Annotated in this window: 4 protein-coding genes; 2 read left to right on the plus strand and 2 right to left on the minus strand. The window is 67.6% G+C overall.

The features are described 5' to 3' along the window. Both MJ785_RS05635 and MJ785_RS05640 read left to right on the plus strand, forming a co-directional pair. Window positions 1-306, plus strand: a 306-nt coding sequence (locus tag MJ785_RS05635; protein ID WP_239380136.1) for a DUF2889 domain-containing protein, incomplete at its 5' end; no start/stop codon positions are given. Window positions 307-435: 129 nt separating this feature from the next. Beyond that, the gene (locus MJ785_RS05640; protein WP_239380137.1) at window positions 436-2,097 is read left to right on the plus strand and encodes a metallophosphoesterase family protein; all 1,662 of its coding nucleotides are present in this window, start codon (window positions 436-438) and stop codon (window positions 2,095-2,097) included. Between the two features lie 83 nt (window positions 2,098-2,180). Here the strand turns inward: MJ785_RS05640 and MJ785_RS05645 are convergent, their stop codons facing one another. Next, on the minus strand, window positions 2,181-3,143 hold the full coding sequence (locus MJ785_RS05645) for a ParA family protein (protein WP_370651568.1): 963 nt from the start codon (window positions 3,141-3,143) through the stop codon (window positions 2,181-2,183). Window positions 3,144-3,214: 71 nt separating this feature from the next. Continuing rightward, a complete protein-coding gene (locus tag MJ785_RS05650; RefSeq protein WP_239309840.1) occupies window positions 3,215-5,731 on the minus strand; it encodes an ATP-binding cassette domain-containing protein in 2,517 nt (838 codons plus the stop codon). Window positions 5,732-5,942 lie beyond the last annotated feature (211 nt).

Consider the following 5,942-nt stretch of genomic DNA (forward strand, 5'->3'; position numbering starts at 1 on the left):
GGGCTTTTTCGTGACACGTTCTGCGAAGCGGACGGTACTCAGAAAGTAATCCACGAATATGCTGTCAGGGCGACGGTCGACCTCGCAACCGGGACGATCCGCTCGACCAGCGCGACGCCCCATGTCCTTCCCGGCCCGGACTGCCCGGTCGCCGCGGCAAGCGCCAGCCGTCTGGTCGGCCAGGGCCTGCTTGGGCTCCGCGACGTGCTGCGCGCGGACCTGGCCGGACCGACGACCTGCACCCACCTCACCGACCAGCTCCGTGCGCTCGCGGACATGCACGCGCTGATCCCCCTGTTGCCGTAGCGGGCGGTCGGCCGCAGCTCAGGCACATCATTCACCGTTTCAGGTGAAAACAGTAGGAAGTCATTCATCTGGACGACCATGCCGCGTGAGTTGATCGGTCCAGTGTCACATGTCGTGAAGACACCACGCATGGGGATACCCGATCGCCTCGCCGAGCGGATGAGCATGGCCGAACAGCACGACTGGCTGGTGGCCCAGCGCCCGTCCCGTCGTACGCTGTTCCGCGCCGGCGCAATCGGGGCCGGCGCGCTCCTCGCCGGCCCCAGCCTGCTCGACTCGGCGGCGTTCGCCACAACGCCAGCCGCAGGAGCAGCGAGCCCGACGCTGGTCACCACCAACTCCACCGCGGACGGAGCGTCGGTCGCCCCGTTCGCCCGACACCTCGCGTTCGGCGCGAACCCACGCCGTCAGATCCGCGTCGGCTGGCAGGTGCCGACCCCCGTCAGAAGGCCGTTCCTGCGCATCGGCACCGACCCGTACAACCTGTCCGGGCGCATCCCGGCCGAGGTCCGTCCGCTGCATTCGGAGGTGCCGGGAGCGGCGGGGCCCGTCGACCAGTACTACCTGCACGTCGAAGTGGACCGGCTGCGCCCCGACACCACCTACTACTATGGGGTGGGCCACCAGGGCTACGAGCCCGCCACCACCGTCGGCGCCCTCTCGACGGTGCGCACCGCGCCCCAGCGGGGCCGCTGGAATACGGATCCCTTCACCTTCACGGCCTTCGGCGACCAAGGCGTCAGTGCCCACGCGCTGGCCAACGACGGTGTCGTGGCCCAGCAGAACCCCGCTTTCCACCTGCTGGCGGGCGACATCGCGTATGCGGACCCGAGCGGCCGGGGCCTGCCGGTGAGCGCCACCGGCGCGAACGGGACGGACGTGTTCAACCCAACCATCTGGGATGCCTACCTCGGGCAGATCGAAGCGGTCGCCTCACGGGTGCCGTGGATGGTCGCGACCGGCAACCACGACATGGAGGCGCTGTACTCCCCGGACGGCTACGGTGGCCAGATCGCCCGGTGGGACTTCCCCGGCAACGGCCCGCAGGCCTGCCCGTCGGTCTACTCGTTCATCTACGGCAATGTCGGAGTGATCAGCCTCGACGCCAACGACGTCTCGAACGAGATTCCCGCGAACCTCGGCTACAGCGGCGGCTCCCAGACAGCCTGGCTGAAGGAGCGGCTGGAGTTCCTGCGTCACCAGCCCGACGTCGACTTCATCGTCGTCTTCTTCCACCACTGCGCGTATTCGACGACGAACGCGCACGCCTCCGAGGGCGGCGTACGGGCCGCGTGGGTGCCCCTGTTCGACACCTACCGTGTCGACCTCGTCATCAACGGCCACAACCACATCTACGAACGCAGTGACCCGCTGCGTGGCGGCAGCCCGACCAAGGTGGTGCCGATCGGCGGAACCGTCCACCCGGACACCGACGGGACCACCTACCTGTCGGTCGGTGCCGGCGGGCGCAGCCTGTACAGCTTCCCGGCCCCGGACAGCTACGCCGGGCATGTGAACGACCTTGCCTCAGTCAACACCTACTCGTGGACGGGCGTCGGGGTGAAGACAGCTGAGGTCGTGACCTGGTCCCGGGTCCGCTACACCGGCTTCTCGTTCGTCGCCGTGGACGTCAGGCCCGCGAGCGCCGGCCAGCCGGCGACGCTGACCGTCCGCGCGATCGCCGAGAGCGGCGCGGAGCTCGACCGCGTCACGATCGTCCGTACCGCCGGACTGTGCACCCTCGGATCCCGGGGCGTGCGCGGCCCGCAGGCCGACTTCGACGCATCCTGATCTGGAGACATCCTGATCTGAAGGCATCCTGATCTGGACGCATCCTGATCTGGACGCATCCTGGCCCAGAATCATTAGCATGATCATGTTGTCGGGTCCCACCGGTGTGATCCGGCAACACGATCGGTTACCGCGTCCGTGTGGTCCATGATCCCGGCGCCTGGGCCTGCGGCCCGATCCCGTGCCGCCACACCCTCGACGACGCTCATGAACTCCACGGTGAGGGCGGCCAGCGCGTCGTACTGCCCCTTGTAGCCGTACCGCTGCCGTAGCGTGCCCCAGTCATTGAACTCGGCCGCGGCCGCTATGTCACCGGACTCCGGGATCCTGGACTCGAACACGTGGAGCCCAGCGCCCTGCCCGCTTCGCTGGAGGTAGTCCGCCATCTGCTGGTGCAGGGTCACCTCGGACCGGTACTTGCTGATGACAAGGCCGATCGTCGGGATGTCGACGCCCACACCGGCGGCGAATTTCGTGATCCTGGCCCGGACCTGTGGTATTCCGTAGGTCGACATGAAGTCGGGGACAGCCGGGATGATGTAGCCGTGCGAGATCCTCAGCCCGTTCAGGGTGAGCACGCTCAGATTCGGCGGGCAGTCCACGAGAATGTAGTCGTAGCCACCGGCTATCTTCTCGAGCTGCCGCGCCAGCAGCTCCACGGGGTTGTGGACGAGATCCCTGGACGGGACGAGCAGACGGTCCTGCAGGTCGATGAGGTCGAGCGAGGACGCCAGCAGATCGACCTGGGTGACGGTCCGCACCGGGGACACGTCCCGCTGCAGGGCAGCGTCGATGTCGAACCGGCTTCCGGCCGGCCCCGGCTCCACCGCGTCGCGGAAGAGGGTGGCCAGCGTCCGGTCCGAGTCGTTGAGATCCTTCCACTGTGCCTCGCCGATCATATAGATCGTCAGGTTTGTCTGCGGATCAAGATCAACAAGCAGTACCCGCTTGCCGTGCTCCGCCGCCATGACCTCCGCAAGGGCAGCCGTGATCGTCGTCTTGCCGACGCCACCCTTCAGGTTGATCGTCGAGACGATGTACGCCACGTCCATGCCCTCGTTTTCCCTGACCGGTCAACGCTGATAACACAAGCGCTGAGGACAGCGGATCCGCGTCATCAGGATGACGGATCCGCTGTCTGCTTCCGTCGTCCGACCTTGGGCTCGATCCGGCGGATCATATAGGCGGTCACGGTCAGGGCGAGGACACCCACCACGGTGCCAACGCTGACGTCGGTGAGCCAGGTCACGGCGTTGTGGTTCCACAGCGGGTCCGGTGGATCACCCAGCGGCAGCCTCCTGGCCGGGTTGGCCGCCTCGGGGCTCACCCTGCCCAGCTGGGCCACCTTGTTGAGGTCGACGGTCGAGGCGAGCGCGGCAAAACCCCAGCGCGCCGGCGCGATCCAGCTGACCTGCCCAAGTACCGGACGTCCCACCGCCGACACGAGCCCGCCGCAGAGCACGAGCTGAGCCATGGTGATAAGGACCAGCACGGGCATGGTCTTGTCAGCGCTGTCGACCAGCGTCGAGACAAGCAGGCCGATCATCATCGAGGACAGCGCCGCCACGAGCACCGCGACGAGACACTCCGCGAGCGGGGAACCGAGCAGCACGGAAGCGGTCGGCATCCGGCCCAGTAATCCGATCAATGTGAAGATCGCGCACTGACAGGTCGTGATCGCGGCCAGGACGACCACCTTGGAACCCAGGTAAGCGGTACGTGACAGGCCGATCGTGCGCTCCCGCCGGTAGATCGGCCGTTCCTTGACGAGCTCACGAACCGAGTTCGCCATCCCCATGAAGCATGCGCACAGCACCAGCACGACGAGCACCTTGGTCGCGTCCGGGTTCGGCACCGGCAGCGCGGCGAGACCGTCCCGGGCCGGGATCACCCGCGGAATGATCCCCAACAGGAACGGAAAAGCGATGATCAGCCGAAGATAGGAACGGTCCGCGAGCACCACCCGCAGGTAGCGGCGGGTGAGGGTGGACAGCTGTGCCCGCACCGGCTGCTGGCGGACGCTGGGCAGCGTCGCCGCGGTCCGCCGAACCACCGGCGCGACCACAGCGGACGGGACGTAGTACTCCGACGCGCGGAAACGGGCCGCGAGCACCTCACCCGCGGTGGCCTCCAGCTCCCGGAAGACAGCGACGAACTCCTTGAAGTCCTTCTTGTCGAAGAACCGCAACGCACCGGCACTCGGGCCGAAGTAAGCCACGTGGCCGCCGGGCGCGAGCACCAACAGATAGTCACATAGATCAAGAAATAGCACACTATGAGTCACAACAATCACTGTGCGGCCTTCGCTGGGAGCGCTGGCGGCACCGTCGCTGCCCCGGGCGAGGGAGTGCAGCGCCTCCATGACCGACTGGTCGTTGGCCGGATCCAGCCCGGAGGTCGGCTCGTCCAGGAACAGCAGTGTCGGACGTGTGAGCAGCTCGAGCGCGACGCTGGTCCGCTTGCGCTGGCCGCCGGACAGCCGGCCGACCGGTGTGTCCGCATGGTCACGCAGCCCCAGCTGAACGACGACCTCGCTGACCCGGGCACGCCGCTCATCCGCTGTGGTGTCAGCTGGAAAGCGCAGCTCCGCACCGTACTCCAGGGCCTGGCGAACGGTCAGCTGGTTGTGCAGGGGGTCGGCCTGCGGGACGTAACCGATCCGGCGGCGCAGCTCGTCGTACTCGGCATAGAGATCCCGGCCCGCGTAGCGGACCGTGCCGGCGTCGGCCGGACGAAATCCGGTGAGCGCGTTGAGCAACGTCGACTTGCCCGCGCCGCTCGGACCGACCACACCCAGCAGCGACCGGGCCGGCAGCCGGAAGGTGACGTCGCTCATGAGCTGCTTGGCACCAGCCCATACCGACAGGCCCTGCACTTCGAACGTAACGTCGCCGCTATCGACGTACTCGACCAACGTGTCACCGTCAAGCTGGAACAGATGATGGCCGATGGCGACGACATCACGTTGCGCCACGGGCGCGTGCGTCACCCTCCGGCCGTTGACAAACGTGCCGTTGGCTGAGCCCAGGTCGACTACCTCGACGTCACCGCGTCGCGCACGGCCTCGACCGGTATGGGTGGTACCACCGGACCCGTGGGTGTCGACGCGAAGCTGGGCATGGTGCCGAGAGGCCAGTAAGTCGTCCACAACCAGATCGTTGTCGCGGGAACGGCCCATGGTCACCTGCCCTGGGCGCAGCTGGTGAACCTTGCGCTCGTCACCGATGAACGGCTGCTCAGACGTGGGCGGACCCGGATCGTCGTCGCTTCCCGCGAGCGCGGTGGGCGGGTCGGCTGGTAGCTCGACCGGCCCCGCTGGGACGGGCTGCCGCGGCCGCGGGATGAGAACGACCTCCGGCCCGTCCACGGCGCCGAGACGGATCCGCACCTGTGCCGCGCTCACGCTGAGGTTGCCCACCCGCCGGCCGTCCTGCCAGAGGCCGTTGGCACTGATGTCGCGTACCTGCCAGCCTTCCGCCCCTGCCTCCAGGACGAGGTGACGCCGCGACACCCGGCCATCGACGATGACGACGTCGGCCTGGCGGGCCCGCCCCACCACGTATGGTCCATCGCCGGTCAGGACCACCTGGCCGGCCGGAGTGTTGACCTGTAGCGCGGTCCCGGTCCAGTCCACCTGCGTTTCTCTCCCCCCGTGGCCGGAGGTTGTCGGCCTCCGGCCACCGTTGGTGTGCCTCCGCGCACCTGAGAGAGGCGTGCTCGCGTGGCCTGTGGTCAGCTGAAAGAGATCTTAACCGCCGCGACCCCACGGAATTGTGTCTTTTCGATGAAACAGGCCGGTAACCGCCGCGGCCGGCACCGGCTGGCGGCACGGACGTTCGAGTCGG

The sequence above is a fragment of the Protofrankia sp. CiT1 genome, from assembly GCF_917627335.1.
Lineage (GTDB): Bacteria > Actinomycetota > Actinomycetes > Frankiales > Frankiaceae > Protofrankia.

Bases quoted from the DNA above. Each gene is read 5' to 3' on its own strand.
- MJ785_RS05640 (WP_239380137.1), top strand. From the start codon at position 436: ATGGGGATACCCGATCGCCTCGCCGAGCGGATGAGCATGGCCGAACAG.